At 68.7% G+C, this 26,816-nt stretch carries 27 protein-coding genes and 1 pseudogene; 8 read left to right on the top strand and 20 right to left on the bottom strand.

Going from position 1 to position 26,816, the window contains the following annotated elements:
* The first annotated feature begins 176 nt into the window (after window positions 1-176).
* The 3 genes from V4U86_RS04365 to V4U86_RS04355 are packed head-to-tail and all read left to right on the top strand — an operon-like array spanning window position 177 to window position 3,405.
* On the top strand, window positions 177-1,391 hold the full coding sequence (locus tag V4U86_RS04365; RefSeq protein ID WP_395310065.1) for a PP2C family protein-serine/threonine phosphatase: 1,215 nt from the start codon (window positions 177-179) through the stop codon (window positions 1,389-1,391).
* Window positions 1,388-2,962, top strand: coding sequence for a sensor histidine kinase (locus V4U86_RS04360; protein WP_395310064.1), 1,575 nt, complete (start codon window positions 1,388-1,390; stop codon window positions 2,960-2,962). The genes V4U86_RS04365 and V4U86_RS04360 overlap by 4 nt, the downstream gene beginning before the upstream one ends.
* Complete coding sequence (locus tag V4U86_RS04355) at window positions 2,959-3,405, top strand: response regulator (RefSeq protein WP_073859454.1); 447 nt, start codon at window positions 2,959-2,961, stop codon at window positions 3,403-3,405. Before V4U86_RS04360 ends, V4U86_RS04355 begins: the two co-directional genes overlap by 4 nt.
* Here V4U86_RS04355 and V4U86_RS04350 read toward each other — a convergent pair.
* The 5 genes from V4U86_RS04350 to V4U86_RS04330 all read right to left on the bottom strand — a co-directional run bounded on the left by V4U86_RS04350 (window position 3,378) and on the right by V4U86_RS04330 (window position 6,575).
* Window positions 3,378-3,827 (bottom strand): ATP-binding protein, encoded by a 450-nt coding sequence (locus V4U86_RS04350; protein ID WP_395310063.1) that lies wholly within the window; start codon window positions 3,825-3,827, stop codon window positions 3,378-3,380. The genes V4U86_RS04355 and V4U86_RS04350 overlap by 28 nt on opposite strands.
* Before the next feature lie 33 nt (window positions 3,828-3,860).
* A complete protein-coding gene (locus V4U86_RS04345; RefSeq protein ID WP_395310062.1) occupies window positions 3,861-4,223 on the bottom strand; it encodes an STAS domain-containing protein in 363 nt (120 codons plus the stop codon).
* A 31-nt stretch (window positions 4,224-4,254) separates the two neighbouring features.
* The gene (locus V4U86_RS04340) at window positions 4,255-5,466 is read right to left on the bottom strand and encodes an MFS transporter (protein ID WP_395310061.1); all 1,212 of its coding nucleotides are present in this window, start codon (window positions 5,464-5,466) and stop codon (window positions 4,255-4,257) included.
* Between the two features lie 84 nt (window positions 5,467-5,550).
* The gene (locus tag V4U86_RS04335; RefSeq protein ID WP_395310060.1) at window positions 5,551-6,144 is read right to left on the bottom strand and encodes a methylated-DNA--[protein]-cysteine S-methyltransferase; all 594 of its coding nucleotides are present in this window, start codon (window positions 6,142-6,144) and stop codon (window positions 5,551-5,553) included.
* On the bottom strand, window positions 6,141-6,575 hold the full coding sequence (locus V4U86_RS04330; protein WP_395311911.1) for an RNA polymerase sigma factor: 435 nt from the start codon (window positions 6,573-6,575) through the stop codon (window positions 6,141-6,143). The genes V4U86_RS04335 and V4U86_RS04330 overlap by 4 nt, the downstream gene beginning before the upstream one ends.
* Before the next feature lie 118 nt (window positions 6,576-6,693).
* Here V4U86_RS04330 and V4U86_RS04325 point away from each other — a divergent pair.
* Both V4U86_RS04325 and V4U86_RS04320 read left to right on the top strand, forming a co-directional pair.
* Window positions 6,694-6,800 (top strand): annotated as a pseudogene (locus V4U86_RS04325) (hypothetical protein); the annotation flags it as partial.
* Window positions 6,801-7,068: 268 nt separating this feature from the next.
* Window positions 7,069-7,515 (top strand): Hsp20/alpha crystallin family protein, encoded by a 447-nt coding sequence (locus V4U86_RS04320; protein ID WP_395310059.1) that lies wholly within the window; start codon window positions 7,069-7,071, stop codon window positions 7,513-7,515.
* Here V4U86_RS04320 and V4U86_RS04315 read toward each other — a convergent pair.
* Together V4U86_RS04315 and V4U86_RS04310 are read right to left on the bottom strand one after the other, a co-directional pair.
* Window positions 7,512-8,096, bottom strand: a complete 585-nt coding sequence (locus tag V4U86_RS04315) for a GNAT family N-acetyltransferase (RefSeq protein WP_395310058.1) — start codon at window positions 8,094-8,096, stop codon at window positions 7,512-7,514. The two genes, V4U86_RS04320 and V4U86_RS04315, sit on opposite strands and share 4 nt — an antisense overlap.
* A complete protein-coding gene (locus V4U86_RS04310) occupies window positions 8,093-8,509 on the bottom strand; it encodes a hypothetical protein (protein ID WP_395310057.1) in 417 nt (138 codons plus the stop codon). The genes V4U86_RS04315 and V4U86_RS04310 overlap by 4 nt, the downstream gene beginning before the upstream one ends.
* A 42-nt stretch (window positions 8,510-8,551) precedes the next feature.
* Between V4U86_RS04310 and V4U86_RS04305 the strand changes: the two genes are divergently transcribed.
* Entirely contained in the window at window positions 8,552-8,992 is a 441-nt protein-coding gene (locus V4U86_RS04305) for a cupin domain-containing protein (RefSeq protein ID WP_395310056.1), read from the top strand.
* 20 nt (window positions 8,993-9,012) lie between these two features.
* Here V4U86_RS04305 and V4U86_RS04300 read toward each other — a convergent pair whose 3' ends face one another.
* The 6 genes from V4U86_RS04300 to V4U86_RS04275 are packed head-to-tail and all read right to left on the bottom strand — an operon-like array spanning window position 9,013 to window position 15,518.
* Entirely contained in the window at window positions 9,013-9,444 is a 432-nt protein-coding gene (locus V4U86_RS04300; protein WP_395310055.1) for a type II toxin-antitoxin system Rv0910 family toxin, read from the bottom strand.
* Window positions 9,445-9,678 carry an antitoxin gene (locus V4U86_RS04295; RefSeq protein WP_395310054.1) on the bottom strand — a complete coding sequence of 78 codons (234 nt, stop codon included), beginning with the start codon at window positions 9,676-9,678 and terminating at the stop codon, window positions 9,445-9,447.
* 10 nt (window positions 9,679-9,688) lie between these two features.
* On the bottom strand, window positions 9,689-12,088 hold the full coding sequence (locus V4U86_RS04290) for a cation-translocating P-type ATPase (RefSeq protein WP_395310053.1): 2,400 nt from the start codon (window positions 12,086-12,088) through the stop codon (window positions 9,689-9,691).
* A gap of 5 nt (window positions 12,089-12,093) precedes the next feature.
* On the bottom strand, window positions 12,094-13,644 hold the full coding sequence (locus tag V4U86_RS04285; RefSeq protein ID WP_395310052.1) for a serine hydrolase: 1,551 nt from the start codon (window positions 13,642-13,644) through the stop codon (window positions 12,094-12,096).
* A gap of 18 nt (window positions 13,645-13,662) precedes the next feature.
* Window positions 13,663-14,772 (bottom strand): MBL fold metallo-hydrolase, encoded by a 1,110-nt coding sequence (locus V4U86_RS04280; RefSeq protein WP_395310051.1) that lies wholly within the window; start codon window positions 14,770-14,772, stop codon window positions 13,663-13,665.
* The gene (locus tag V4U86_RS04275) at window positions 14,772-15,518 is read right to left on the bottom strand and encodes an enoyl-CoA hydratase (protein ID WP_395310050.1); all 747 of its coding nucleotides are present in this window, start codon (window positions 15,516-15,518) and stop codon (window positions 14,772-14,774) included. The genes V4U86_RS04280 and V4U86_RS04275 overlap by 1 nt, the downstream gene beginning before the upstream one ends.
* A 26-nt stretch (window positions 15,519-15,544) precedes the next feature.
* Here V4U86_RS04275 and V4U86_RS04270 point away from each other — a divergent pair, with 26 nt between their 5' ends.
* Window positions 15,545-16,990, top strand: coding sequence for a carboxyl transferase domain-containing protein (locus V4U86_RS04270; protein WP_395310049.1), 1,446 nt, complete (start codon window positions 15,545-15,547; stop codon window positions 16,988-16,990).
* 55 nt (window positions 16,991-17,045) lie between these two features.
* Entirely contained in the window at window positions 17,046-17,456 is a 411-nt protein-coding gene (locus V4U86_RS04265) for a DoxX family protein (protein ID WP_395310048.1), read from the top strand.
* Between the two features lie 178 nt (window positions 17,457-17,634).
* Here the strand turns inward: V4U86_RS04265 and V4U86_RS04260 are convergent, their stop codons facing one another.
* The 7 genes from V4U86_RS04260 to V4U86_RS04230 form a co-directional block, all read right to left on the bottom strand.
* On the bottom strand, window positions 17,635-19,629 hold the full coding sequence (locus tag V4U86_RS04260; protein WP_395310047.1) for a YhgE/Pip family protein: 1,995 nt from the start codon (window positions 19,627-19,629) through the stop codon (window positions 17,635-17,637).
* Between the two features lie 14 nt (window positions 19,630-19,643).
* Window positions 19,644-20,294 carry a hypothetical protein gene (locus V4U86_RS04255; RefSeq protein ID WP_395310046.1) on the bottom strand — a complete coding sequence of 217 codons (651 nt, stop codon included), beginning with the start codon at window positions 20,292-20,294 and terminating at the stop codon, window positions 19,644-19,646.
* Between the two features lie 19 nt (window positions 20,295-20,313).
* Window positions 20,314-21,192 (bottom strand): rhomboid family intramembrane serine protease, encoded by an 879-nt coding sequence (locus tag V4U86_RS04250; protein WP_395310045.1) that lies wholly within the window; start codon window positions 21,190-21,192, stop codon window positions 20,314-20,316.
* An 88-nt stretch (window positions 21,193-21,280) separates the two neighbouring features.
* A complete protein-coding gene (locus tag V4U86_RS04245; protein WP_395310044.1) occupies window positions 21,281-21,703 on the bottom strand; it encodes a hypothetical protein in 423 nt (140 codons plus the stop codon).
* 4 nt (window positions 21,704-21,707) lie between these two features.
* Complete coding sequence (locus V4U86_RS04240; protein WP_395310043.1) at window positions 21,708-23,636, bottom strand: primary-amine oxidase; 1,929 nt, start codon at window positions 23,634-23,636, stop codon at window positions 21,708-21,710.
* The gene (locus V4U86_RS04235) at window positions 23,633-25,102 is read right to left on the bottom strand and encodes an APC family permease (RefSeq protein ID WP_395310042.1); all 1,470 of its coding nucleotides are present in this window, start codon (window positions 25,100-25,102) and stop codon (window positions 23,633-23,635) included. The genes V4U86_RS04240 and V4U86_RS04235 overlap by 4 nt, the downstream gene beginning before the upstream one ends.
* A gap of 85 nt (window positions 25,103-25,187) precedes the next feature.
* Window positions 25,188-26,696 carry an aldehyde dehydrogenase family protein gene (locus V4U86_RS04230; protein ID WP_395310041.1) on the bottom strand — a complete coding sequence of 503 codons (1,509 nt, stop codon included), beginning with the start codon at window positions 26,694-26,696 and terminating at the stop codon, window positions 25,188-25,190.
* Window positions 26,697-26,816: the final 120 nt, after the last annotated feature.

Here is a 26,816-nt window from a genome sequence, read left to right as displayed (position 1 = left end):
GCGCCCCCGAATGTGACTGCGCACGTCAACCGCACACTTTCGGCCAGCGCGCGACGGGAAACCTCATTCGGCTCAGACGACGCGCTCCCGTCTGGGTAAGGTCGTAGGCGTTGACTGTCACACCGAAATACAGCGCGACCGGGGCCAAAATCCCAGGGGGAGGACTTGATTTTCCCATGCGCGCACCACAGAACCCATTGCCTTCACCCGGCCCGAATGTTGCCACCGCCGCCGGCGGGCGAAAGCTGTCGCTGCTCCTGGTCGAAGACGATCGCGCCGACGCGTTGCTGGTGGAAGAGCTCATCGCGGATACCACCGGCGAGTTCGACTTCGTCTGGTCCCAGTCGATCGCGCACGCGGCTCGGACCCTGACCGCGCAGCGCCCCGACTGCATCCTGCTGGACCTGAACCTCCCCGATGCCAGCGGCATGGACGCCGTGCACCAGCTGGGCAAGCTGGACCCGACCGTCCCGATCATCGTGCTCACCGGGCTCACCGACGAACACTTCGGTGTGACCGCGGTGTCCTCGGGTGCCCAGGACTACCTGGTCAAGGGCCGTGTCGAGCCCGACACCCTGCGTCGTGCCGTGCTGTACGCCATCGAACGCAAGCGCGCCGAGCTGGCCACCGTCGATCTGCATTCCAGCAGGTTGCGCGCGATGGAGAACGCCCGACTGGAACGTGGTCTGCTGCCGTCGCCGGTGCTGGAGGAATCCCCCGGCGTGCAGATCGTCACCCGGTCCCGCCCCAGTCGGCAGGACGCCCTGGTCGGCGGGGACTTCTTCGATGTCGTGCAGACCGCCAACCGCACCGTGCACGTGATGATCGGCGACGTCGCCGGTCACGGCCCCGACGAAGCGGCCCTGGGGGTGGCGCTGCGCATCGGGTGGCGGGCGCTGACCTTCGCGGGTCTGCGCGGCAACGAGCGGATGCGCGAACTCGACCGGATCCTGACCACCGAACGCCCGAGCCGGGGAATCTTCGCCACCCTGTTGAGCGTGGCGCTGGAACCCGACAGCGGTCGCTTCACCGCGGTCCGGGCGGGCCACCCCGGCATGCTGCTGCAAGGCGGCGGGACGGTGGAATGGCTGGAGCCCAAGGCCGGGGCGGCACTGGGGCTCGGTGCCCGCGAGTGGCCGGTCGAGCACTACGAGCTGCCCGAGGGGTACGGCATGCTGCTGCTCACCGACGGGTTGTTCGAGGGCCACTCCGGCCGTGGTGACGAACGGCTCGGAGAGCAGGGCCTGCTGACGATGGCGCGTTCCCTCGCACAGCTGCCCGGCCGCGAGTTCGTGGAGGCCCTCATCGAGCACGCCGAAACCCGGGCACAACAGCACGGCGGGCTCACCGACGATATCGCCGTGATCCGGGTGGAGCGTTCGCCGTCATGAAACTGACTGTGCAGGGTTGGCAGAATCTGGTGCTTTCCGTCATCGGGCTGGTGGTGCTCGTCGGCGCGATCGGGGCCACCATCCTGGTGAGCCGGGCTGACAAGGTGTCCAACGAGATTCGCGACACCATCCAGCCGGCCCGTATCGCCGCCTACCAGATGCAGGCCGCGCTGCGGGATCAGGAAACCGCGGTCCGCGGCTACCTGCTCACCGCCGACCCGCGCTTCCTGGCCCCCTACAACGACGGGCGCACCGCCGAGTCGGCGGCTGCACAGGAGATCCGGGACAGCCTTGCCGCCTACCCTGACCTGCTCGCCGATCTGGATCGCATCGATGCTGCCGCCCAGACCTGGCGCATCGAGTACGCCGACCCGGCCGTCGCCGCGGTCACCCCGCTTCGCCCGACCGATGTCTCCGAGCAGAGCTCCGAAGAAGGCCGCGCCCTCTTCGACCGTCTTCGTGACCTCTTCACCGCCCAGAATGATCACCTCAGCGAGGCCCGGGTGGCCGGGCTGGCACACCTCGAGCAGATCCGCGGCTGGCGGGATGCGGTCATGCTGACGATGATCCTGGCCTTCCTCACGATGGCGGTGCTGTTGGCGGTGGTGATCCGCAAGGCGGTATCGGCACCGCTGGGGGCGCTGGCCGCGGCCTGCCGTCGGATCACCGAGGGCAATTTCGGCGAACGGATCATCCCGCGGGGGCCCCGCGACATTCGGGCCATCAGCGCCAGTGTCGAGGACATGCGCCAACGCATCGTCGATGAACTCGAGATCTCCCAGACCGCGAAGGCCGCGCTCGACGAGCAGGCCGACGAGCTGCGGCGCTCCAACGCCGAACTCGAGCAGTTCGCCTATGTCGCGTCCCATGATCTGCAGGAACCGCTACGCAAGGTCGCCTCCTTCTGTCAGCTGCTGGAGAAGCGCTACGGCGACAAGCTCGATGAGCGCGGCACCGAGTACATCGGTTTCGCCGTCGACGGTGCCAAACGGATGCAGGTGCTGATCAACGATCTGCTGACGTTCTCGCGGGTCGGGCGACTCAACGCGAAGACCACCGAGGTGGATCTCAACACCGTCGTCGACGCCGCGATGAACAATCTGACCACCGCGATCGACGAGTCGGGGGCGCAGGTCGTGCGCCCGGCCGAGCCGCTCCCCACCATCGACGGTGATCCGACGCTGCTGGTCATGGTGTGGCAGAACCTGATCGGCAACGCCGTCAAGTTCCGCCGCGAGGGTGTGCCGCCGCGCATCGAGATCGAGTGCCGCGAGGGCACCGGTGAACATGCCGACAAGTACCTGTTCACGGTGACCGACAACGGGATCGGCATCGGCGAGGAGTTCGCCGACAAAGTGTTCGTCATCTTTCAGCGGCTGCACGGCCGCGATGCCTACTCCGGCACCGGAATCGGGCTGGCGCTGTGCAAGAAGATCGTGGAATACCACGGCGGGACGATCTGGATCGACACGTCCTATCACGACGGGACACGGTTCCGGTTCACCCTGCCCCTCACCCCCACCACTGCGCCCAACAAGGCGCTGGAACCTCAGCTGGAAGGAACCCGATGAGCTACCCCGACGACACCCGCGCCATCGACATCCTGCTCGTCGAGGACGACCCGGGCGATGAACTGATCACCCGGGAAGCCTTCGAGCACAATAAGATCAAGAACAATCTGCACGTCGCCCACGACGGCGAGGAGGGGCTGGACTTCCTGTACCGGCGCGGTGCCTACGCCGACGCCCCCCGCCCCGATCTGATCCTGCTCGACCTCAACCTGCCCAAGTACGACGGCAGGCAGCTGCTGGAGCAGATCAAATCCGACGCCGATCTGTGCCACATCCCGATCGTGGTGCTGACGACCTCGTCGGCCGAGGAGGACATCCTGCGCAGCTACAAGCTGCATGCCAACGCCTACGTCACCAAACCCGTCGACCTCGACCAGTTCATGAGCGCGGTGCGCCAGATCGACGAGTTCTTCGTTCAGGTCGTGCGGCTGCCGCAGTTCTGAGCGATCCCGTCCCACTGCAGGGACACCTCGGTGCCCGCCGCGGAGGAGTCGATGACGGCGCGGTCGGACAGCGCGCGCATCAACGGGATGCCCCGGCCGCGCGCCGGGTTCTTGATGTTCTCGTCCTTGACCCGCCAGCGTCCCTCATCGGCGACCGTGACGGTCAGGACGGACGTGTCGGGATTGTGGGCGGCGTGCACATGCATGAGTCCGGGCTGCTCGGCACCCACGTAGGCGAATTCGGCCGCATTGGCCAGCGCCTCGTAGACCGCCAGCAGCACATCGCTGACCTTCTCGGCGTCTAGCACAAAATACTGGTGCAGCCAGTGGCCAAGCTCCTGCCGGATCTGGGCCGCGAGTTCGGGTCCGGCAATGACGCCGATCTTCGCGAATGCTGCTGCGGAATCGCCTTGCTCTGTCATGTCGACCTGCTGGCTACCCGTTCGCAGAGTTTTCTAACTCTGCAAGGCGGCCAAGGCCTCATCGAGCGTGGCGTAGAGGTCGACGACGTCGGCGATACCGACCAGTTTGAGTGGCCGGCTGGTTGCCGGGCCATCCGCCACGACAACGAGTTTCACGGCCGGAGCGAGGTCACCGTGGGTGGCGACCAGGACGCCCATCCCGGCCGAAGCGAGGAACTCGACGGCAGTGAAGTCCACCACAATCGCCGACGGCTCGCTCGTTGCGGCGGATCCGATCGCCGCTTCCAGCTTCGGCGCGGTGATCATGTCCACCGTCCCGCTCACCGCGACCACGCTGATATCGCCCACCCGGCGTTCCTGGATGTCCCCATTGGCCGATCCCGGCTGGTTACTCATCATTCCTCCGCTGTCTTCGGGCACCCGGAGTCTAGCTGCGCGTCGCCGACGCGCAGACCAGATCCTGGTCCCGGGCTATCTCATCGTAGCCACGCCGCCGCACGTGACTGACCTCGGACGCGATCACCGCGACCAGGATGGACACCGACGCGGCGGCCAGCAGTACCGGGAATCCGTGCGGCAGCGCCGCCGCGCCGACCAGCGGCGCGATCGAGATGCCGAGGTACATCGCCGTCGAGTACCACGCCAGCGCCACGTTTGCGAAGCGCGGATCGATGAGGGCCAGCCGGACCTGGACGGCCACCGAGGCAGCGAAACCGGACACGCCGGACAGCGCGAAGCACAGCGCGGTGGCCAGGTAGGAACCGTGTGCCGGGATGAGCGCGAGGAAGGCCACGGTCTGGCCGGCCAGCACGATCTCCAGGGTGCGCCGGGTGCCGAAACGATCGGCCAGCCGGCCGCCCACCACATTGCCCACCACGCCGGCCAGACCGTAGACCAGCAGCAGCACCGCGAGCCGGGTGGGGTCGCCGCCGGTGGCGTCGTGAGTGATCACCGCGCTGAAGATGTAGACCATGTTGAACGCCAGCGTCATCAACAGCGAGGCGACGATGGCGAAGACGACCCGCCGGTCCCCCAGCACGGCGGCGCGGGATCTGAGGTCCACGCCCACGCTGCGCGGCACGTCACGCACGACGAACAGCAGCGTGGGCGCCAGCACGGCAGCCATACCGGCCAGCACCGACAGCGGCAGGCGCCAACCGCCGATATCGGCCAGCGCGGTGCCGACCGGCGAACCGACCGCCATCGCCAGCGTGAACCCCAGACCGACGATTGAGATCGCCCGCCCCCGTTGCGCGGGCGCAACCAGCGCGGGGGCGGCGGCCAGTGCCGGGGGCACCAGCGCCGCACCGCCGAACGCCGCGACGACGCGGCCCGCGGTGAACATCGGGAAGCCGGTGGCGGCCGCGGCCAGGAAGGTGCCCGCCGCGATGAGCACCAGCCCGGTGGCCATCACCCGTTCGGGGGCGAACCGGCCGCAGGTGACCGACACCACGGGTGAGGCGACGGCGACCACGACGGCATAGATGGAGATGGAGTAGCCGACGGTGCCGGGACCGACGCCGAGGGTGTGCGCGATCTGCGGCAGCACCCCGGCGATGACGAAGGCATTGGTGCCGACCACGAACAGTCCGAGCGCCAGCAGGCTGAGCCGCAGCACGCTCGCTCTGGGCAGCCTCACCCGATCATCACCTCACGCCGACGTCACCCGCCGAATGGCGGTACCTCAGCGTACCAGGGGTTTTACCCCTCGATGACCGTGAGCTCAGGCCGCCTCCATCGCCAGCAGCGTGGCCTTGGCCGCGGTCCCGCCGGCGTACTGCCCGATCGAGCCGTCCGTGCGCACCACCCGATGACACGGGATGACCACCGGCAGTGGATTGCGGGCGCAGGCACTGCCCACCGCCCGCACGGCCCGGGGACTGCCGATCGACGCCGCGATGGCGGCGTAGCTCTCGCGGTGCCCGTACTCGATGCGCTGCAGCTGCTCGACGACCTTGCGCCGGAAGCCGTCGGTCAGTTGCAGGTCCAGGGCGAGATCGAACCGCGTGCGCGCGCCGCGCAGATACTCGTCGATCTCGGTCGCGGCGTCGTCGAGGCGAGCCGGCGCGTGCAGTATCCGCGGGCTGATCCGCTGCGCCAGCGAGCCCAGCTCGACGCTCTCCTCGATCTCACCGAGGAACGCGACGCGCACCAGGCCGACGGGAGTGCGCGCCAACAGCAGCCGGCCGATCATCGTGTCCAGGGTTCGGTACGCCACGTCGAGCAGCCCGGCATCGCCGGCATCGCGTTCCAGCCGTCGGTGCAGCCGGTCCAGCGCGGCCTCGTCGGCCTGCACCCCGTCGAAGATCTCGGTCATGCTCGCTCCTTCAGATAGGTGACGCGCAGCGTCTTGATGCCGTCGGCCGCGGCGCGGCGGGCGGCTTCGGTGGAGCCGCCGAGCAGGTCGGCGATGTCCGCGTAGGCCAGACCCGCCAGGTGGCGGTAGGCCAGGGTGCGGCGCTGTTTGTCCGGCAGCGCGGCCAGCGCCGCCCAGAGATCCGGGTCCGCCGTATCGGCGTGGGCGTCGGTGCGCCCGCTCTCGGGCACCTCGGCAACTGGGGCCGGCGCCCGCGAGATCGCGCGGCCCACGTCGATGGCCCGGCGCTGCGCGATGCGCACCAGCCACGCCTCGATGTTCGTGTCCGCGGCCAGGTCCGGATAAGCCCGCAGCGCCGAGAGGAAGGTCTCCGACCAGGCGTCCTCGGCCTCGATCGGGCCGACGATCGCCCGGCACACCCGCAGCACCATCGGGCCGTACTCGGTCACGATGTCCTCGAAGGGTCGGTCCACGGTCACATTGTGTAGACGTCCCGGCCCGGCCGAACGTGAGATACCGAGTTCAGCCCGACGGACTCTCTTGGTTGGACTGGCGCCCCGGGTGGGCAGCACCGGCGAGGACGACGGGTACCTGGTCCCCCTGCCACCGACATGAAGGCCGACGCCTCCTACTGCCTGGTGTTCGACGCGGCCCGGGCGGTGCTTCCGGCCATTCTCACCGCGTTGGCCTGGGCCCAGCGCTGGTACGTCACACCGGAGGGCCCGGCTGTCGAACTGACCGACACCTCCTGTGCCACAGCCTTTGTCGCGATCCTGTGCTGTAACCGATGCAACGCCGCACGGCGTGAAAATCAGGTAAATCAGGACTGGCACTCTCCGTCCTCGAGTGCTAACTTGGGTGTCGCACAGTGATTGGCTGCCCGCCAGGGTGGTGGGCTCTTGATCGACGAGGAGGTGGATTGCTGTGCTTCGCTTCGATCCCTTCAGTGACCTGGACACCATGACCCGCGATCTGCTCAGCGGTCAGACGGGTTCGTCACGGACGCCAAGGTTCATGCCGATGGACCTCTGCAAGATCGACGACCATTACGTACTGACCGCGGACCTGCCCGGCGTCGACCCGGGTTCGGTCGACATCAACGTCGACAACGGCACCCTCACCATCTCCGCGCACCGCACCGCCCGCTCCGACGAATCGGTGCAGTGGTTCGCCAACGAGCGCTTCTTCGGTAGTTACCGCCGACAGCTCTCGCTCGGCGAAGGCATTGACACCGGGGCGATTTCGGCCACCTACGAGAACGGGGTACTCACCCTGACGATACCGCTGGCCGAACGGGCGAAGCCGCGCAAGATCGAGGTGTCCCACAGCGGGCAGAAGTCCGTGGAGGCGCCCACAATCGACGCCGACTAGCCCGAGCCGGTGCGGTCCAACCGGTGGTTGAGGTTGGACCGCACCGCCGGCCACTCGATGTCCAGGATGGAATACACGACGGTGTCCCGGCGCGACCCGTCGGCCAGCAACTGGTGACTGCGCAGCACGCCGTCCTGCTTGGCCCCGAGCCGCTCGATGGCGGTTCGGCTGGCCGTGTTGAAGAAGTGTGTGCGGAACTCGACCGCCACACAGCCGAGTACCTCGAAGGCGTGCGTCAGCAGCAACAGCTTCGCCTCGGTGTTGACCCCGGTGCGTCGGGCCTGCGCCACGTACCAGGTGGCGCCGATCTCCAAGCGCCGATTGGGTCCGTCGATGTTCAGATAGCTCGTGGACCCGATGATCTCGCCGTCCAGACCCCGCACCACGAAGGTGAACCCGGACCGGTCCGCGAGCCGGGTCCGCACCCAGCCGGCCGCGGTGTCCGGCGTCGGAACGCTGGTGAACCATGGCGATCCGGCCCGCCCCGCCGCGGCCGCGATATCTCCGATGTGCCCATCCCGCAAGGGTTCCAGCGTCACCCAGCGCTGCCCCGTCAGCGTCACCGGCGCCACGAAGGTCATGCGCGCTGCCGCCAGGCGACCACCATGGTGGCCACCGAACCGACGATGGCCAGCACCGTCACCGCCGCGCCCAGATACATGCCGTACCCGACGGCCACCGGGGCGTGCACGTAGAGCCGGAAGTACCAGCCGATCAACGCCGCCACGATCACCGAGATCGCCAGCGCCGCAGACGATGCCAACTTCGCCGAGAGTTGCCGTGCGGCCATCGCCGCAGCCACGATCAGGGTGGCGGCCAGCAGCACGATGAGCTGGCCCACCCCGAAGCCCGGCGGCGGCACCGAGATGATGCCCACCTTGCCGCCGATCGCGTTGGCCCGGCCGTCGGCCGTGGTGAGCCAGGGGAACCAGGCACTCACGGCCAGCACCAGTGCGCACAACGCAACCAGCCAACCGGGACGCAATCGAGCCATGCGCCCCAGGTTATCCGGTGACGCTGCGTACCCTCGGTTCCCATGACCGAACTACCCGATTGGGCCCGGCAACTCGACCTGTCCCCGCACCCGGAGGGTGGTTGGTTCCGCGAGACCTGGCGCAGCGACCTGACGTTCCCGCAGTCGGCGCTGCCCTCGGACTACACCGGACCGCGGCAGGCCGGGACCGCGATCCTGTTCCTGCTGATGCCCGACCAGCAGTCGGCCTGGCACACGGTGCGCAGCGCCGAGTTGTGGCTGTGGCACCGGGGCAGCCCACTGCTGCTGGAGGTCGGTCGCGAGCAGGCCGGCGCCGACACCGTGCTGCTGGGACCCGACATCGGCGCCGGGCAGACACCGCAGTTCGTGGTGCCGCCCGGCCACTGGCAGCGGGCCCGGCCTGGTGACGACGAGCCGACGCTGGTCAGCTGCGTGGTGGTGCCGGGCTTCGACTTCGCGGACTTCGCGCTGAGCTCGGGCTGAGCTCGGGCCGCGGGTTGGGCCTAGGAGAACACCTTCTTGAACTGCTCCAGCGACTGCTTGATGTCGCTTTTGAGCGCGCCGGCGACGATCATGCCGATCGGCCCGAACAGGGCCGGCCCGCCGAGGTGGATGTCCAGTTGCACGGTCGCGCCCTCCGCGACGGGCTTCACCCGGGCGATCAGCTTGACCTTCACCCCGCCGACGCCGTCACCGTTGAGCGTCATCGTCTCCGGCGGCTTGTAGTTCACGATCGTCCAGTTGACCCGGTTGGCCATGCCCTTGACCTCGACGATGGACGAGATCTTGGTGCCCTTGTCCAGGGTTTCGGGCAGCGTGGACCGCCAGACCCGGTGGATGCTCAACCACTCGTCGAACCGGGACAGGTCCGAGGCAGCGTTCCAGGCCTGCTCCGGCGACAACGGAACGTCGACGGAGACCGACAGCTTGGCCATCTACGGTGCGGGTGGGGAGGCCGGCGGCTGGCCCGACTGCTGATTCGGCGGTACCTGCGGGGCCCCGGCCTGGTCGCGGGCGGCCTTCTTGGCGGCGTCCTGCACCTTGTCCACGTGCTGGGCGTACTTACCCTGCGTCTTCTTGTCGACCAGGTCGCCCGCCTTGTCGATGGCGGTATCGACCTTGTCGGCGTTCTTGGCCAACAGGCCCTTCACCTTGTCCAGGAAACTCATGCCCTCAACCCTAGCGCCACAACCGGCGCGGTTCCCCGGCCAATCTGCCCTCGACCCACCAGGCCGCCTCGATCAGTGCGGCGGCGCAGACCCCGATACCCAGCCCCATCGACGTCAACGCGAGATTGGACGGGTCGAGCAGGAAGGTCTCCCGGGCCAGCGGAGTGGAGAAGATCACCACGTAGGCCAGCCCGGACACCGCGACCAGGGCCACCCGCCACCACTCGTACGGGCGCGCGACCACGGCCAGCACCCACACCCCGGCGACCAGCAGGGTGATCAGCGCCGTGGTCGAGGCCTGGGTCTGCTCGACCTCGCTCGCGCCGCGACCCTGATAGGCCAGCAGGTAGGAGACGAAGGTGCTCGCCCCGACGATGACCCCGGCGGGCAGCGCGGAGGTCATCACCCGGCGCACGAAACCCGGTTGGGCCCGCTCGTTGTTGGGTGCCAGCGAAAGGATGAAAGCCGGGATACCGATGGTGAACCAGGCCGCGATGGTCACGTGGATCGGCTGGAACGGGTACAGCAGCGGGTCGGAGCCGAACAGCTTGGCCGATACCCCGCCGATGCCGACCAGCGCCGCCAGCAGCACCGAGTACACCGTTTTGGTGAGGAACAGGTTGGAGACCCGCTCGATGTTGCCGATCACCCGGCGGCCCTCGCCGACCACATAGGGCAACGTGGCGAACTTGTTGTCCAGCAACACGATCTGGGCCACCGCCCGCGACGCCGAACTGCCCGACCCCATCGCGACCCCGATATCGGCATCCTTGAGCGCCAGCACGTCGTTGACCCCGTCTCCGGTCATCGCGACGGTGTGCCCGCGGGACTGCAACGCATGCACCATGGCCCGCTTCTGGTCCGGGCGCACCCGGCCGAAGGTGGTGGACTGCTCGACCGCGGTGGCCAGGTCCTCGGACTGCTCGGGCAGCGCACGGGCGTCGAGGGTGTCGCCGTGCAGGCCGAGGGTGCCGGCCACCGCGCCCACCGACTTGGCGTTGTCACCGGAGATCACCTTCACTGTGACCTGTTGAGAGGCAAAGTATTCCAGCGTGTCGCGGGCGTCGGGGCGGACCCGCTGTTCCAGGACGACGAGGGCGGCCGGGGTGACGGTGCCGGGCGCATCCGGGGCGTCGACACTGCGGTCGCCGGACCCGAGCAGCAGCACCCGCAGCCCCTTGGCGCCGATCCGCTCGGCCTCCTCGGCCTCCGGGGAGGACGGGTCGAGCAGCACATCGGGCGCGCCGATCACCCAGTTGCCGTGCTCGCCGTAGGACGTGCCGCTCCACTTGGTGGCCGATTTGAACGGGGCCGACGCGGTGGCCGTCCAGCCCGGTGCGGTGCCGTACGCCTCCGCGATGGCCGCCATGCTGGCGTTGGGCCGGGGGTCGTCCGCAGCCAACTGCGCCAGCACGGTTGCCGCGTCCGTGTCGATCCCCCGGTCGCTCCGCTCCTGCCCGCCGGTGTCCCCGAAAACCTTGAGCTCACTGAGCCGCATCCCGTTCTCGGTCAGTGTGCCGGTCTTGTCGGCGCACACCACGTCGACCCGGGCCAGGCCCTCGATGGCGGGCAGTTCCTGCACCAGGCACTGGCGCTGCCCGAGCCGCACCACCCCGACCGCGAACGCGATGGAGGTCATCAGCACCAGGCCCTCGGGCACCATCGGCACCAGCGCACCGACCATCCGCAGCACCGACTCCTTCCAGCCGGCGTCGGTGGTGAACAGCTGGGTGTAGATGATCAGCGCGCCGGCCGGCCACAGCAGGTAGGTGATGAACTGCAGGATCTTGTTGATGCCGCTGCGCAGTTCGGATTTCACCAGGGTGAACTTGCTGGCCTCCTCGGCGAGGCGCGCCGCGTACGCCTCCCGGCCGACCTTGCTGGCCCGGTACGCGCCGGTGCCGGCGACCACGAAGCTGCCCGACATCACCGTGTCCCCGGCATCCTTGGCCATCGGGTCGGCCTCGCCGGTCAGCAGCGATTCGTCGACCTCGAGGTTGCTCTCCTCCAGCACTTCCCCGTCCACGACGATCTGATCGCCCGGTCCGACCTCGATGACATCGTCGAGGACGACGTCGCTGGGCGGCAGCGCCGCGGTGCCCGAGGCACGGCGCACCACCGGTTTTGCCTGCCCGACGATGGCCAGCTTGTCCAGGGTGTTCTTGGCGCGCAGTTCCTGGATGATGCCGATCGCGCTGTTGGCGACGATGAGCAGGCCGAACAGCCCGTTGATCAGCGATCCGGTGGCGACGACGATCGCGAACAACACCCCGAGGATGGCGTTGATGCGGGTGAACACGTTGGCGCGCACGATCTCCGAGACGCTGCGCGCCGCCCGGGTCGGTACGTCATTGGTCTTGCCCGCGGCGACCCGCTCGGCGACCTCGGCGTCGGTCAGGCCTGTGATCATGGCTGTCACTTCGTAAAGACCCCATCGTCGTAGTACTCCAGCGTGAGCTTCGGCCCGTCGAAGGTGGCCTTGGAGATCGTGCCGGGTGGTGCGTTCTCGGTGACCAGCGTGAAGGTGAAGACGTTGCCGTCCCAGTGCTTGAGTTCGACCGTCTCACCCTTCGGCCCGAGCGCGAGTTGCAGCGTGCCGTCACGCTCGGATACCACCGCCGACCCCCAGTAGTTGTTGCGGTAGGTACCCAGATAGCTCGGCAGCGGTTGGGCCCCAACCGGATTCGCCGGTGGCGGCACGCCCACCAGGGAGCCGACCGGGTCACTCATCGGGAGCATCGCCCCGGTGTAGAGCTGGTACCAGTCCTCGCGGATCTCGCCGAACTGCACCAGGTCGGCGAACTGCGCGGTCAACGCCTCAGGTACCCCCGACATCGTGGCGTTGGTCAGGGCGACGATGCCGACATCGGCCGAGGGCAGCATCAGCACGTTGGTGCCCGCCCCCAGTTCGAAGGCCCCGGAATGGCTGAGTTCGGTGCGTGCAGCCGAGGTGGTGCCCACGTTGAATCCGTAGCCGTAGAAACCCGTCCGCATGGCCGGTTCGGTCGCGCGACTGGACACGACCTGCGGGGTGAGGGCGGGCAGCAGCGCGGCCGGGTCGATCAACTGGGTGTCCTTGTACTTGCCGTCGGCCAGCACCATCGCCATCCAGTGCGTCAGATCGTTGACCGAGGAACTCACGCCGCCCGCGGGGGCCTGCGCATCGGCGTCGCGCACATACCGCGGTTGATAGCCTCCGTCGACGCGGATGTGGCCGACGGCCCGGTCGGGTCGCGCCTCGTAGTCGGCGAACCGGTAGCTCGTCGAGGTCATCCCCAACGGCTCGAACAGCGTCTCGGCGGCCAGGTCCTCCCACCGCTTGCCCGCCGCGGCGGCCACCGCCTCGGCACCCGCGGTCAGGCCGAAGTTGGTGTATGCGTACGAAATCCGGAACGGGTCCAGGGGCAGCTGGCGTAGCTTCTCCAGCACGGCACGGCGGTCGTATCCGAGATCTTCGAGCTGGTCCCCGGCATGGTCGGGCAGCCCGGACCGGTGCGAGAACAGGTCCCCGACGGTGACCATCCGGCTGACCGCAGGATCCGAGAGCGCAAACCAGGGCAGCTCGTCGATCACCGGGGTGTCCCAGCCGACGGTCTTCTCACCGACCTGCCGGGCCGCCACGGTGGCGCTCAGCGGTTTGGACAGCGAGGCCAGCTGGAACACGGTGTCCGGGTCCACCGCCTCGCCGGTGCGCGTGTCGCGCACACCGAACCCCTTGGCGTAGAGCGTCTTTCCCTGATGCACGACGGCCACCGCCAAACCCGGGACACCCGATTTCTGCATCAGGTCCTCGACCAGTTCGTCGAGCTCGCCGACCGCGTTCTCGACGGCGTTGTCCGGCAAGGGCATCGCGGGTACCAGCGGGGGCGGCACATCGGAGTCCACCGGCGTGGCCGCGTGCTGCGCCGGTCCCGACGCGCAGCCGGCCACCAGCGCCGCCGCCGCGACGCACAAGATCAGTTTCACGGCGTCAACGCTATCCGGTCAGCCCCGCCACCATGTTTGATTCCGGGCCGCGTCGCTCGCCGACCCGCTGACCTGCTGGCCCGGTTTCGGGGTGGCCACCGCGACGCCCTCCGCGGCGGCCGCGGTCAGCATCCGTTCCACCGGCTCCGACCAGGGGTGCGGGGCGAGCCGGAAGGTCGCCCAGTGGATCGGTACCAGCAGCCCGGTGTCGGTGACGTCACGGTGCGCCCGGACCGCCTCCTCCGGGTTCATGTGGATGTCCGGCCAGCCCGGGTGGTACGCCCCGATGGGCATCAGCGTGATGTCGAACGGTCCGTAGGCGTCGCCGATCCCGGTGAACCCGCTCGTGTAGCCGGTGTCCCCACCGAAGAACACCCGGTGCCGCGGCCCGATCAGCGCCCAGGACGACCACAACGTCACATTGCGGGTGAGGAAGCGGCCGGAGAAATGCCGCGCCGGGGTGCAGACCAGGCGCAGCGACCCGAGCTCGGCGCCCTCGTCCCAGTCCAGCTCCACGATCCGTTCCGGGGGCAGCCCCCAGGTGCGCAGGTGCGCCCCGATCCCCAGCGGCACGTAGAACTTGGCGCGCTGGCTACGGGCCAGCGCCGTGATGGTGTCGATGTCGAGGTGGTCGTAATGGTCGTGGCTGATGATCACCGCGTCGACGGCCGGCAGCGCGTCCAGATCGGCCGGCACCGGATGCAGCCGCTGCGGGCCGATGATCCGCGACGGTGAGCACCGCCGGCTCCACACCGGGTCGGCCAGCACCCGGTAGGCGTCCACCTCGATGAGCGCCGACGAGTGCCCGTACCAGGTGACGGCAAGATCAGCGGGTGGGACGTCCAGCGCGGGCGTCACGACCGGGATCTCCCGCGGCGGGTGCTGGGACTGACCGCCGGTCAGCACATCGCGCAGCAGCGCGAACTGGTCCGCTCTGGTCAGTTGCGCCGGGGAGGCCGGCTCCCGGTTGACGAACACGCCGTTGCGGTAGTTCGGCGAGCGTTTGGCGGCCGCACCGATGTCGGCGGCGCCCAGCGCGGTCGGGGCACCCTGCACGGCACGCAGTACCCAGCCACCCGCGACCACCGCCGCGGTCCCGCCGAGTACCCGCGCCGCCTGCCCGAACATCAGGCCCCGAGGAACTTGGGTGCGCGCTTCTCGATCCGGGCGACCTGTGCCTCGATGACGTCCGGGCTGGCCCACGCCTTGTCGAAACCCTCCTTGTGGGCCGGCCAGGGCTCCTCGTAGGCGCCGTCGTCGTTCAGGACGCGTTTGGAGTGCGCCACCGAAAGCGGTGCGTACCCGGCGATCTCGGCCGCCCAGGCCTGGGTGTCGGCGAGGTCGCCGACCCGGTTGACCATCCCGGTCTGCGTCGCGGTCTCCAGGTCGAGACGCTCGGCGGCGATCAGCATGGCGCGGGCCCGGCCGTGCCCGACCAGCGACACCAGCCGGCGGATCGACCAGTTGTCGAGCGCCAGGCCGTACTTGGCGATCGGGAACTGGAAGAAGGTGCCCGGGACGGCCACCCGCAGATCACAGATCATCGCCAGGATCACCCCGGCCCCGATCGCGGGACCGTTGAGTGCGGCGATGATCGGCACCGGACTGGCGTCGATGGCCAGGTTCAGGTCCTTGGCCTTCTCCGGAAGCTCCTTGGCCACCCCTTCCGCGTCGGAGAGATCAGCACCGGCGCTGAACACCGGGCCCTGCCCGGTCAGCACGATGGCCCGGACCCCGGTGGTCGCGGAATCCTGGCTGGCCTTCTCGATCTCTGCACGCAGACCGTCGACGAGCGCGGCGTTGAGCGCGTTGCGGCGCTCGGGGCGCTGCATCTCCAGGGTGAGGACGTTGCCTTCGCGGGTCACTCCAATCATGAACCCCAGCCTATTAGCCTTTAGCTGTGAGCAGTGCGCTGGCATTACGTGATGCCGTTCTGGACGAAGGTTCATTCCGTAGTTGGGACAGCGCTCCGCTGCAGGTCGCCGAGTCCGAGTCCTACCGCTCCGAGCTGGCCGCCGCCGCCGAGAAATCGGGGTTGGACGAGTCGGTGCTGACCGGGGAGGGCACCGTCTTCGGGCGGCGGGTGGCCGTGCTGGCCTGCGAGTTCGACTTCCTGGCCGGGTCCATCGGGGTGGCCGCCGCCGAGCGGATCACCGCGGCCATCACCCGCGCGACCGCCGAGCGGCTCCCGCTGCTGGCCTCGCCGGCCTCCGGCGGTACCCGCATGCAGGAGGGCACGGTCGCCTTCCTGCAGATGGTGAAGATCGCCGCCGCCGTCGAGCTGCACAAACGCGAGCACCTGCCCTACATCGTGTATCTGCGCCATCCCACGACCGGCGGGGTCTTCGCGTCCTGGGGCTCCCTCGGGCACGTCACCGCCGCCGAGCCCGGCGCGCTGATCGGTTTCCTGGGCCCCCGCGTGTACGAGCACCTCTACGGCGAGAAGTTCCCGCCCGGGATCCAGACCGCGGAGAACCTGTACCGGCACGGCGTCATCGACGGGGTGGTGGCACTGGATGCGCTGCGCGCGGTGCTCGACCGCACGCTGGGGGTGTTGTGCGACCCACCGGGCGCGGCTCCGGAGGCACCAGCGCCCGAAGCGATCCGCGATATCGAAGCATGGGAGTCGGTGGTGCTCTCCCGACGACCGGACCGGCCCGGCTCGGAGTATGTGCTGCGGCACGGCACCACCGATCCGGTACAGCTCTCGGGCGGGTCGACCCAGATGTTGTTGGCGCTGGCTCGCTTCGGCGGTCAGCCCGCGGTGGTGCTCGGGCAGCGTCGGCTCGGCATGCTCGGACCGGAGGCCCTGCGCGAGGCCAGGCGCGGAATGGCGCTGGCCGCGGGGCTGCGGCTGCCGCTGGTGTCGATCATCGACACCGCAGGACCGGCGCTGTCGGCCGAGGCCGAGCAGGACGGTCTGGCCGGCGAGATCGCCCGCTGCCTGGCGCAATTGGTGACGCTGGAGGTCCCGACGGTCTCGGTGCTGCTCGGGCAGGGCAGCGGCGGCCCCGCGCTGGCCATGGTGCCCGCGGACCGGGTGCTGGCCGCCCAGCACGGGTGGCTGGCACCGCTACCGCCGGAGGGGGCCAGCGCGATCGTCTTCCGCGACACCGAGCATGCTCCGGAACTGTCTGCGGCGCAGGGGATTCGGTCCTCGGATCTGCTGCACAACGGAATCGTCGACGCCATCGTGGCCGAGCACCCGGACGCCGCCGACGAGCCACGCGCCTTCACCGATCGACTCTCGGCCAGCATCGCCGTCGAGCTACACCGGCTGCGGGCGATGTCGGATCTGGAACGGGTCGGCACCCGGCTGCACCGCTACCGGCGGATCGGACTGTAAGCCGGCGCGAAAGGTAGCCACCACTTTCCGGTACGCGCGTGCCAACATCTCACGCATGTCCGCTTCCACGACCGATACCGGTGCGCGATTTCAAGACCCGTTGACGTCCAGGGTTCCGATCGCACTCGGCGTGTTCCGCATCCTCGTGGGCCTGATGTACGCCATGCACGGCACCGTCAAGCTGTTCGGGTTTCCCAGCGGATCGACGGTGGCGTTCGGCGCCTGGCCGAGTTGGTGGGCCGCGGTGCTGGAAGTGGTGTTCGGACTGCTCATCGCGGCCGGGTACGCCACCAGGGTGTCCGCCTTCATCTCCTCCGGCGTGATGGCGGTCGCGTACTTCTGGAAGCATTTCCCGGACGGCTTCTGGCCGATCGACAACGGCGGCGAAACGGCTGCGCTGTACAGCTTCATCTTCCTGCTGCTGGTGTTCACCGGCCCCGGGGCGCTCGCCGTCACACGCCGGTAGTACAGCGGGAACGACATCGTCCCGCGAATCCGCGGGCTCCTCGTCGGCGGCCGAATCCTCGCCCCCAGGTCCTCGTCCTCTGATGCATCGAGGTGCTCGGTTGGGGTACGACAGGCAGACGGACGCAGCAAATGTCGACGCAGCAAATTAAAAATTCAGAACAGCGCAGCTAGGCGTTTCACACCTCGATCGGCGGGTTCAGCCTTTCCATCGTGTACTGCCGGTCCCGGCGCGCCGCCCAGGAACTCGCGGCCAGCGCCGCCACCAGCAGTCCGCCCAGCACCGCGATCGCGATCCACAGCCGGGAGTCCACCCCGCCGGCGATGGTCTGCCGTAACCCGTTGACGGCGTAGGTCATCGGGTCGAACGGGTGCAGGATCTGGAACGGTTTGGCGGTCGTCTCGACCGGGTAGATGCCGCCGGCCGACACCAGCTGCAGCATTAGGAAGGCCAGCGTCACCACCCGGCCCACCGACACCCCGAACAACGCGTTGAACGCCTGGATGATGGCCAGGAACGTCGCCGCGATCAACAGCAGGAACGCCACCGTGGCCACCGGGTACTTGGCCTGCAATCCGACCCCGAAGTGCACCACCAGGTACATCACCGCCACCTGGCACACCACGATCAGCAGCGCCGGCCAGTACGAGGCCAGCACCACCCGCAGCGCGCCGAGGCCGTGCACGATCGGCCGGGACTGCACGGGCTTGAGCAACATCCAGATGATGAGCGCGCCGATGAACAACGCCAGCGGCAGGAAGAACGGGGCGAAGCCGGTGCCGAAGGTGGCCGCCGGGTTGTCGGTCTGCATGTTCAGCGCGACGGGAGCGGCCAGCGTGCGCGCCACTTCGGTGCGCTGCTGCGGGGTCCAGCTCGGCACCTGCGCCGAACCCTCCTTCAGCTTGGTCGCCAGCTCCTGGCTGCCGTCGGCGAGCTTTTGGGTGCCGTCGGCGAGCTGCGTTGCGCCACTGGACAACTGGCCTCCACCGGCGGCCAGCTGCACCAGGCCCTTGTTGAGTGCGTGCGCCCCGGTGTCGAGCCGGTCCACCCCGTCCCGCAGTGCGGCGACGTCGTTGCGCAGGCCGCCGTCCAGCGCGCGGGTGATGAAGGTCCGCAGCTTGCTGTTCGGATCGCCGAGTTCGTTCTCCAGCTCGGCGGCGCTGTCGCGCAACCGGATCAGGCCGGCGTCGGTGGCCGGGTCGATGCCGTTGGCGCGCAGCAGCCGTTGCGCCCCGGCAAGCACGTCACCGGCGTGCCGCACCGCCGGGTCCGGGTTGGTCTGCAACAGGGCGAGCGCCTGGTCCACGATCGCCGCGGCGTGCACCTGGTCGATGTTGAGCGCCGCGATCCGGTCGGTGGTCGACCGCACCGCACCGCTGAGCCGCTGCGCGACGTGCCCGACCTCGTCCGGGTTGAGCTGCAGACCGGACACCCGGTCCAGCATCTCCAGCACCGGGCCGGTGGCGGTGTCGACCTTGTCCGCGAGTTGCCGGGTCCCGGCCATCAGCTGCGCCGAACCATCGCGCGCGGTCCTCAGCCCGGCGGTCAACTCCCCCGCGCCGGCGGCCAGCCGTTGCGCGCCGTCGTCGGCCGCGGCGTTGCCGGCCGCCAGCTGCTCGGCCCCGTCGGCAGCCTGGACCAGGCCGTCACCGGCGTCGTTCAGACCGGTCAGCACCGTCTCCAGCGTGCGCTCCCCGATGCTGGCGTTCACCTGGTTGATCACCTCGCGGGCAGCGTTCTGCCCGATGATCGAGCCGAGGTAGTTGTTGGCGTCGTTGAACTTGAAGTCGATGCGGGCCTGCTGCGGCGCATCGCTGTTCGGTGAGGCGACGGCGGCGCTGAAGTCCTCCGGCAGCGTCACCGTGAAGTAGTACTTTCCGCTGGCCAGCCCGTCGGCGGCATCGGCCGCCGAGACCCGATGCAGTTGCAGCTGACCGGAATCGACCAACGCATCGGACACCTGGGCACCGGCGTCGAGCTTCGCGCCGTCCACCACGGTGCCCTTGTCCTCGTTGACCAGCGCCACCGGCACCTTGTTGACGGCGTCGAACGGATTCCAGAACGCCCACAGGTACATGGCGCCGTACAGCAGCGGCATCAACACCACGACCAGCAGCGCGATCCGGGGCAGTGCCCCGCGGGAGAAACGTTTCAGGTCGGTACCCAGCGACATCCCGGCAAGCATGGCTACTCACTCTCCACTTTGATCTCGGCGCGGGCCCCCGGAACCGGGTTGGCCGACGCGGTGATCACCGTCTGGTATTCGCCGAGTGCGGTCAACCGGTCCAGCACGATCGCGCGATTGCCGTCGTCTGTGATCCGGTCCAGGTCGCCCACCACCAGCAGGGGTGGTGTCCCGGTGTTGGCCAGCGAGATTCGCAGCAACACCTGCGCCAGCTCGCCGATCTCGTCGAAGTACGCTGTCAGCTCCGGCCGAGCCACCTCACCGAATGTCGTCGCGCAGATCTTCTCCAGGTCGGCCTGCCCGGCCCTGCCGATGAAGCGGTACCACGGTGCGTCCCAGCGCATCTGTTCGGTGATCAGGTCGCGGACGGTGACCGATTCGGCGATCTTGTCCAGCGCATCGATGTTGGCCAGGGCCGAGGCCGCGAAGATCTTCCGGGCGTCGGACCGGCCGAAGACCGTCAAGCTGCCTTGCACCGGACGCATCCGCCCGGCCAGGGTCATGAGCAGCGCGGTGCGCCCGGTCCCGGCCGGATAGATCAGCGCGGACACCCCGCCGGCCTCGACGTCCAGATCGATGGGGCCGTAGACCGGCCCCCAGGGACCGCGCATTCGGATACCGCGGGCGGTGACCGCCGGTTCAGGATCAGGCACCACCCAATCTCAACACAGCTCAGCGCAGGTTCAGGTATCCACCGAACATGTCCAGCAACTCGGCCGACCGCCACCAGATGAGCGCGGCGAACAACACCAGCAGCCCGCCCGCCACCGCGCTCTGGACCAGGGTGCGCTGGGCCCGCGGGGCGTAGACGAACCCGGCCGCCACCAGGGCACCGGTGACCAGGCCGCCGAGGTGGCCCTGCCAGCTGATCGCGCCGGCGCCCAGCAGCGGCGCGGCGAAGGTGATGACCACGTTCAGCACGATCAGGCCGACCACCCAGCGGACATCGAGCTTGAGCCGGCGCGCCACCACGAACGTGGCACCGAACAAGCCGAACACCGCGCCCGATGCGCCGGCCGTGGCGCTGTTCAGCGGCGAGATGAGGAACACCAGCACCGACCCGCCGAGTGCGCTGAGCCCGTAGAGCGCGCCGAACCGCAGCCGGCCCAGCAGGTGCTCCAGCGGCGGGCCGACGACGTAGAGCGCCCACATGTTGAACAGGATGTGGGTGATCCCGTAGTGCATGAAGGCCGAGGTGACCAGGCGGTAGTACTCGCCGTCGGCCACCGCCGGTGGCCACAGCGCCAGTCGGCTCTCCAACTGGCCCGAGGCCATCTGCAGCACGAACATCGCGACGTTGAGCGCGATCAGCGTGTAGGTGATGACCGGGGTCTCACCGGCGACGACCTTGCCGCCGAAGCGCCCCTCCGCGTGCCGGATGGTGGCCGAACCGGCGGCCACGCACTCCGGGCACTGATGGCCCACCGCGGCGGAGTTCATGCAGTCCCCGCAGATGTAGCGCCCGCACCGGGTGCACTGCACATAGGACTGGCGACCGGGATGGCGGTAGCAGACCGGGGCCTGCGGGGGCACCTGCGGCGGGTAGCTCATGCGGCTGCCTCGCAAGCTCGGCTACCGCATGGTCGGCTGATGATTCGCTCGCAAGCGTCGCTCATGCCCCCATCTTTCCCGATCGGCGCTAGGCGATGCCGACCAGCGTTGCGGTGTGGGCGCGCCGACGCCAGGTGAGCACGCACAACACCAGTGCGGCCACTACCGCCTCCCCCAGCGCCACACCGGTGGCCAGCGTCATCAACGGTGCCGTCGCCGGTGCCGGGCCGGCCGGCCCCACCGCCCCGTGTTGGTGGCCGGGTCCGCTCATGTGCAGGCCCACCATCGCGAGGTTCATCACCGCGACCAGGCACCACACCTTCTGCGAACCTTCCCGCCACAGCTCGTAGGCGCAGAACAGGCAGGCCGTCGCCATTGCGGCGACGAACAGCGCCGCCATCGGGTTGCCGGCGTGCCCGAGCATCATCGTGTGCAGGATCGCCGACCCGGCGGCCACCACCGCGCACGTCCGCCGCCCGAGAACGGCGGACGTGCTGACGACGGGGAACATGTGTCTAACTCTCGCAGCAATGCGACTTCGGCGCAGCCGGAACGTTCAGCGCGGGATTGCGGTCGAAGAACGACACCGGCTTGAGCTTGAACCCGGCGTAGTCCACCGGCATCACCGGCCAGTCCTCCGGGCGCGGGAAGTGCGTCAACCCGAAGGTGTGCCACACCACGATGTCCTCGCCGTCGATGTCGCGGTCCTGCGCGGCATAGCTGGGCAGGCCGGCGTTGCCGGGGTTCTGGTTGACGAAATCGCCCGCGGGATACCGTTCGGCGGGGTCGTACTTGGTGACCCACAGGTGCTTGGTGGCGAAGGCCGCCCGCTTGGCGATCGAGCTGGACGGGTCGGCCAGCAGGGCCGGCTGGCCCTCGGGATGCAGCGCATAGCCGACCGTCTGTCCCAGCCGGTTGGTCTTCTCCGGGTTCGTGATGTGCCAGACCCGGGCCTTCAGGTTGTCGGCGGTGCGCATCGCCTCGGACTCCCGGGCGAGCTTGGTGCGCTGCGGGCGGAACGCGTTGCCCCACGGGTTGTCCGGGCCCATCGGGACGGCGACGGCGTCGACCTCCTCGACGGCGTTGACGTTGCCGTCGACTTCCATGTCCAGGCGTGCCGAGAACAGGTGCTGGTGGAACGGCGCCCCGAGGCCGGGGGCCATCTCGGTGGAGAATCCGTCCGGGCCGCGGTGCGCGGAGGCGAACACGATGCCGGTGGCCTTGGCCTCCAGCTCGATGGTGCCGTCGAGGTACAGGTACCAGTAGAACCCGTAGTCGTAGTTGCCGATGGTCAGGAAGAAGGAGATGACCAGCCGGCGGGACCGCCGCACCTCGGACATGCCGTTGAACATGTCGGTGTGCTTCCACAGCACGCCGTAGTCCTCCTCGTGCAGGCAGATGGCGTTCTTCATCGGCCTCGGGTTGCCGTCCTCGTCGGCGATGGTGACGTCGAAGTACTGAATCTCGCCAAGGCAGTCACAGCCCAGCTCAAGGGAATTGGTGTACCGGCCGAAGAGGTACTCGCCCTGGTCGAAGTAGTTCTGCCAGTACCGCACCGGGGACGGGTCGGCGTAGGGCACCACCATCTCGGCGACCGAGGCCCGGTAGACCACGGGGCGCCCGGCGATGGACAGCTGGTGCAGGGTCAGGCCCTCGCGCACGTCGAAGCCGAACCGGAACTTCCAGTCCGCCCAGCTGATCTCGTTGCCCTCGACGGTGAAGCTGGCCCCTTCGGGCTGGGTGATCTCGATGGGCTTGAGATCGGTGCGGGCCGGCGCCGCGTGCGGTTCGGCGTCCCACTGGCCACGCTCGGCGGGCACCGGCAGCTCGATCTCGTCGATGACCTTGGTGACCCGGCGCTCGGTGAGATCGACGTAGGCGACCACACCGTCGATGGGGTGCGCCCACGGCAGGTCGGCCTGGTCGTACTGGTAGAACGCCAGCACCCGCACGATCCGCCGGCCCACCTCGTCCTCATGACCGAATACCCCGGCGGACAACGGAACCGCGCGCACGTCGGTAGGGTTGAGGTCGCGCTTGCGCATGGCGTCGACCCAATCGGGGCAGTCCAGCAGGAAGGATTCGATGTCCTCGAACTCCTGATCCAGGATCGGCACGTGGCCGGCGGTGGCCGCGTCGACCTCGGTCCGGGAGATGACGGTGTCCTCGGTCAGCGAGACCACCAGGTTGCTGCCCTGGCCGGAGGACCGGTCCAGCAGCAGCACCCGGGCGCGACGGTCGATCGGGTCGCCGGGCGCGAAGGCCTGCACCACGGACTTGTGCGGCTCCTCCAGTGCCACGAACACGAAGCGGACGTGTTCGCCGAGCAGCCCGTGTGCCTCCACGATGCGCCGCACCGCGCGGATCTCATCGGCGGTCAGCGGGGTGAGCGGATGATCGCAATCTCCTGTGGTGGTGACGTTTTCGAGGAATGCGGTACTCATCGTGCGTTCTCCTTGTCGTTGTTTTCCGGGGTTGTTGGTTCTTGGTGGCCGGCGTGTGGGCGCAGGACCGCGATCGCGGTACCGCCGAGGAAGGCGCCCGCGAGCAGTACCGCGATGACACCGGCCAGCGTCGCGGAGCCGCCGACCAGCAGCGGCAGGTTGACGGCGGTCATCACAGACAGCACGGCCAGCCCGATGAACCCGAGCCCCGGCGCAATCATGGTGTGCCACAGTCGGTTGTCGAATCGGGTGCGGCGGAAGTACACGACCACGGCGGCCGAGGTCAGCGTCATCAGCACGACGATGCCCACCGAGGCCGCACCGACGAACCAGGTGAACACCTCGGTGACCGGGTCGAGGCCGGTGACCACCGCGACGATCACCAACACCAGCGCGGACACCGTCTGCAGCACCGAGGCGATGTACGGCGACTCGTGGCGCAGGTGCGAGTGTCCGCAGCGCGCAGGCAGGGCACGGGTGTTGCCGAGCGAGAAGATGTAGCGTGCCAGCACATTGTGGAAGGACAGCAGCGCCGCGAACAGGCTGGTGATGAGGAAGACCTGAACCAGGTCCGAGACCACCGAGCCGAGGTAGTGGGTGGCCGTGTCGATCAGCATGGTGGCCGGGCTGTCTGTCGCCGCGGCGACCGCGCCCTGATCACCCCAGGCGCTGACCATGACCCAACTGGACAGCGCATAGAAGCCGCCGATGAGCAGTAGCGCCACGTAGGTGGCCCGCGGGATGGTGCGTTCCGGATCGCGGGCCTCGTCCCGGAAGACCGCGGTCGCCTCGAATCCGATGTAACCGGCCAGCGCGAAGATCAACGCGATTCCCGGTGCGCCGGTGAAGAAGTTGCCCGGATGCAGTACCGCCGTGGACATCCCCTCGGCACCACCGCGGCCGATGACGGCGGCGTTGATGACCAGCACGATGCCGACCTCGCAGACCAGCAGGACGCCGAGCACCTTGCCGGACAGTTCGATGTGCCGGTAGCCGAGCGTGCCGACGATGGCCATCATCACCAGCGCGTACAGGTACCAGGGCACCGACGGTCCGCCGTGGCTGGTGACGATCTCATCGAAGGCCGCACCGATGTAGCCGTACACGCCGCCCTGCACCGCGGTGTAGGACAGCAGCGCCAGGAAGGCCGCACCCAGACCGATGTGCCGGCCGAACCCGTGCGCGATGTAGGTGTAGAACGCACCGGCACCGCGGATGCGCCGCGCCATGGTGGTGAACCCGACGGCGAACAGCAGCAGCACCGCGGTGCAGATGACGTAGGACGCCGGGAACGCGGCACCGTTGCCCGCCGCGATGCCGACCGGGAACGTGCCGGCCACCACGGTCAGCGGGGCCGCGGCGGCCACCACCATGAACACGATGGCGGTCGGGCCGAGCTTGCCTTTGAGTCGGCGCACCTGCCCGTCGGCCGCGCGACCGGGGTCCAGCACTGCGTCAGTTGTCATGGGTCTACCTTCGGTGGAATTGAGGGTGGGTGATTTCAAATGAGAATGGCTCGACCGCCTTTTTCTCATTTGAAGTTCCGTTTATCTAGAGCGCGATATTGACGGCCTTGGTCTGGGTGTATTCGGCGATCGCGCCTTCACCCAACTCGCGGCCCCAGCCGGATTGTTTGTAGCCACCGAATGGCAGCGCCGTGTCGAAGGCGTTGTGGCAGTTCACCCACACCGTGCCGGCCTTGATCTGGGCGGTCACCTGATGCGCGGTGGACACGTCGCGGGTCCAGACGCTGGCGGCCAGTCCGTACGGGGTGTCGTTGGCCATGTCCTTGAGTGCCTGCGGCCCCTGGGCCCGGCTGAACGGCACGGCGACGGCGACCGGGCCGAAGATCTCCTCCCGGTAGACGCTGAAGTCGTCGCGCACGTCGACCAGCAGGGTGGGCTGGACGTAGAAGCCGGTGTCGCCGTGCCGGCCGCCGCCGGTCAGCGCGCGGGCGCCCTGGGCGACGCCGGCGTCCAGGTAGCCGGTGACCTTGGTCAACTGCTCGCGCGACACCAGCGGACCGATGTCGTTGGTGGGGTCCAGGCCGGGACCGATGCGCAGGTTGGCGGCATGCTCGGCGACCCCGGCGGTGAACTCGTTGAAGATGGCGTCCTCGACCAGCAGCCGGGTGCCCGCGGTGCAGGTCTGGCCGTGGTTGAACAGGAAGCCGCTGGCCACGCCGGGGATCGCGGCAGCCAGGTCGGCGTCGGCGAACACCACCTGCGGGCTCTTGCCGCCGAGTTCGAGTGACACCTTCTTCAGGTTGCCCTCGGCGGCGTGCACGATCTTGCGGCCGACCTCGGTGGAGCCGGTGAAGGCAACCTTGTCGACGTCCGGGTGCGCGGACAGCGCGGCGCCGGTGTCGCCGAACCCGGTGAGCAGGTTGAACACCCCGTCGGGCACGCCGGCCTCGGCGATCACCTCGGCCAGCAGCACCGCGGTCAGCGGGGTCTGCTCGGCGGGCTTGAGGATGACGGTGTTGCCACAGGCGAGCGCGGGGGCGACCTTGAAGGCGGCCATCACCAGCGGGAAGTTCCACGGCACGATCTGGGCGCAGACGCCGACGGGCTCGCGCAGGGTGAAGGCGTGGAACCGGTTGTCCGGGGCCCACGGCACCGAGACCGGGATGGTGCGGCCCTCGATCTTGGTGGCCCATCCGGCGTAGTAGTAGAAGATCTCCGCGGCCCAGGTGACGTCCACGGCCTTGGCGACGGCCACCGACTTGCCGTTGTCGATGCTCTCCAGTTCGGCGAACTGGTCGGCGCGGGCGGTGATGCCCTCGGCGATGCGCCAGACGAGGCGCTGCCGTTCGGCCGGGGTCATCGACGGCCAGGGGCCGCTCTCGAAGGCGCGCCGCGCCGCGGTGACGGCCCTGTCGACGTCCTCGGGACCGCTGTGCGGGACGGTGGTGATGACGCGCTCGGTGGCGGGGTCGACGGTGTCGAACCGCCGTCCCGAGAGCGCCTCCACCCACTGCCCGTCGATGTACATCTGCCGGGGCGTGGCCGTGAAGGCGGCGGTGCGCGGATCGAGTTCTGAACTCAGCACGGATGTCATGTAGGTCATGATTACGCCGAGAAGTGGCCTGCGTCACCACTAATTTCGAATGGGTATTTTGCGGTGCGCCATTCTCATTTGAGCCACATCGGAGATTCTCATTCGGGCGCCAGGAATTCG

This window comes from Mycobacterium sp. AMU20-3851 (assembly GCF_043974665.1).
Taxonomy (GTDB): domain Bacteria; phylum Actinomycetota; class Actinomycetes; order Mycobacteriales; family Mycobacteriaceae; genus Mycobacterium.
Note: the sequence above shows the minus strand (reverse complement) of the source record. Positions and strands in the feature narration are given on the sequence as shown.

Excerpts from the sequence above, each read along its gene's own strand:
- V4U86_RS04365 (WP_395310065.1), top strand. The coding sequence starts at position 177 with ATGCGCGCACCACAGAACCCATTGCCTTCACCCGGCCCGAATGTTGCC.
- V4U86_RS04360 (WP_395310064.1), top strand. The coding sequence starts at position 1,388 with ATGAAACTGACTGTGCAGGGTTGGCAGAATCTGGTGCTTTCCGTCATC.
- V4U86_RS04355 (WP_073859454.1), top strand. The coding sequence starts at position 2,959 with ATGAGCTACCCCGACGACACCCGCGCCATCGACATCCTGCTCGTCGAG.
- V4U86_RS04350 (WP_395310063.1), bottom strand. The coding sequence starts at position 3,827 with ATGACAGAGCAAGGCGATTCCGCAGCAGCATTCGCGAAGATCGGCGTC.
- V4U86_RS04345 (WP_395310062.1), bottom strand. The coding sequence starts at position 4,223 with ATGAGTAACCAGCCGGGATCGGCCAATGGGGACATCCAGGAACGCCGG.
- V4U86_RS04335 (WP_395310060.1), bottom strand. The coding sequence starts at position 6,144 with ATGACCGAGATCTTCGACGGGGTGCAGGCCGACGAGGCCGCGCTGGAC.
- V4U86_RS04330 (WP_395311911.1), bottom strand. The coding sequence starts at position 6,575 with ATGGTGCTGCGGGTGTGCCGGGCGATCGTCGGCCCGATCGAGGCCGAG.
- V4U86_RS04315 (WP_395310058.1), bottom strand. The coding sequence starts at position 8,096 with ATGACCTTCGTGGCGCCGGTGACGCTGACGGGGCAGCGCTGGGTGACG.
- V4U86_RS04310 (WP_395310057.1), bottom strand. The coding sequence starts at position 8,509 with ATGGCTCGATTGCGTCCCGGTTGGCTGGTTGCGTTGTGCGCACTGGTG.
- V4U86_RS04305 (WP_395310056.1), top strand. The coding sequence starts at position 8,552 with ATGACCGAACTACCCGATTGGGCCCGGCAACTCGACCTGTCCCCGCAC.
- V4U86_RS04300 (WP_395310055.1), bottom strand. The coding sequence starts at position 9,444 with ATGGCCAAGCTGTCGGTCTCCGTCGACGTTCCGTTGTCGCCGGAGCAG.
- V4U86_RS04295 (WP_395310054.1), bottom strand. The coding sequence starts at position 9,678 with ATGAGTTTCCTGGACAAGGTGAAGGGCCTGTTGGCCAAGAACGCCGAC.
- V4U86_RS04290 (WP_395310053.1), bottom strand. The coding sequence starts at position 12,088 with ATGATCACAGGCCTGACCGACGCCGAGGTCGCCGAGCGGGTCGCCGCG.
- V4U86_RS04280 (WP_395310051.1), bottom strand. The coding sequence starts at position 14,772 with ATGTTCGGGCAGGCGGCGCGGGTACTCGGCGGGACCGCGGCGGTGGTC.
- V4U86_RS04275 (WP_395310050.1), bottom strand. The coding sequence starts at position 15,518 with ATGATTGGAGTGACCCGCGAAGGCAACGTCCTCACCCTGGAGATGCAG.
- V4U86_RS04265 (WP_395310048.1), top strand. The coding sequence starts at position 17,046 with ATGTCCGCTTCCACGACCGATACCGGTGCGCGATTTCAAGACCCGTTG.
- V4U86_RS04260 (WP_395310047.1), bottom strand. The coding sequence starts at position 19,629 with ATGTCGCTGGGTACCGACCTGAAACGTTTCTCCCGCGGGGCACTGCCC.
- V4U86_RS04250 (WP_395310045.1), bottom strand. The coding sequence starts at position 21,192 with ATGAGCTACCCGCCGCAGGTGCCCCCGCAGGCCCCGGTCTGCTACCGC.
- V4U86_RS04245 (WP_395310044.1), bottom strand. The coding sequence starts at position 21,703 with ATGTTCCCCGTCGTCAGCACGTCCGCCGTTCTCGGGCGGCGGACGTGC.
- V4U86_RS04240 (WP_395310043.1), bottom strand. The coding sequence starts at position 23,636 with ATGAGTACCGCATTCCTCGAAAACGTCACCACCACAGGAGATTGCGAT.
- V4U86_RS04235 (WP_395310042.1), bottom strand. The coding sequence starts at position 25,102 with ATGACAACTGACGCAGTGCTGGACCCCGGTCGCGCGGCCGACGGGCAG.
- V4U86_RS04230 (WP_395310041.1), bottom strand. The coding sequence starts at position 26,696 with ATGACATCCGTGCTGAGTTCAGAACTCGATCCGCGCACCGCCGCCTTC.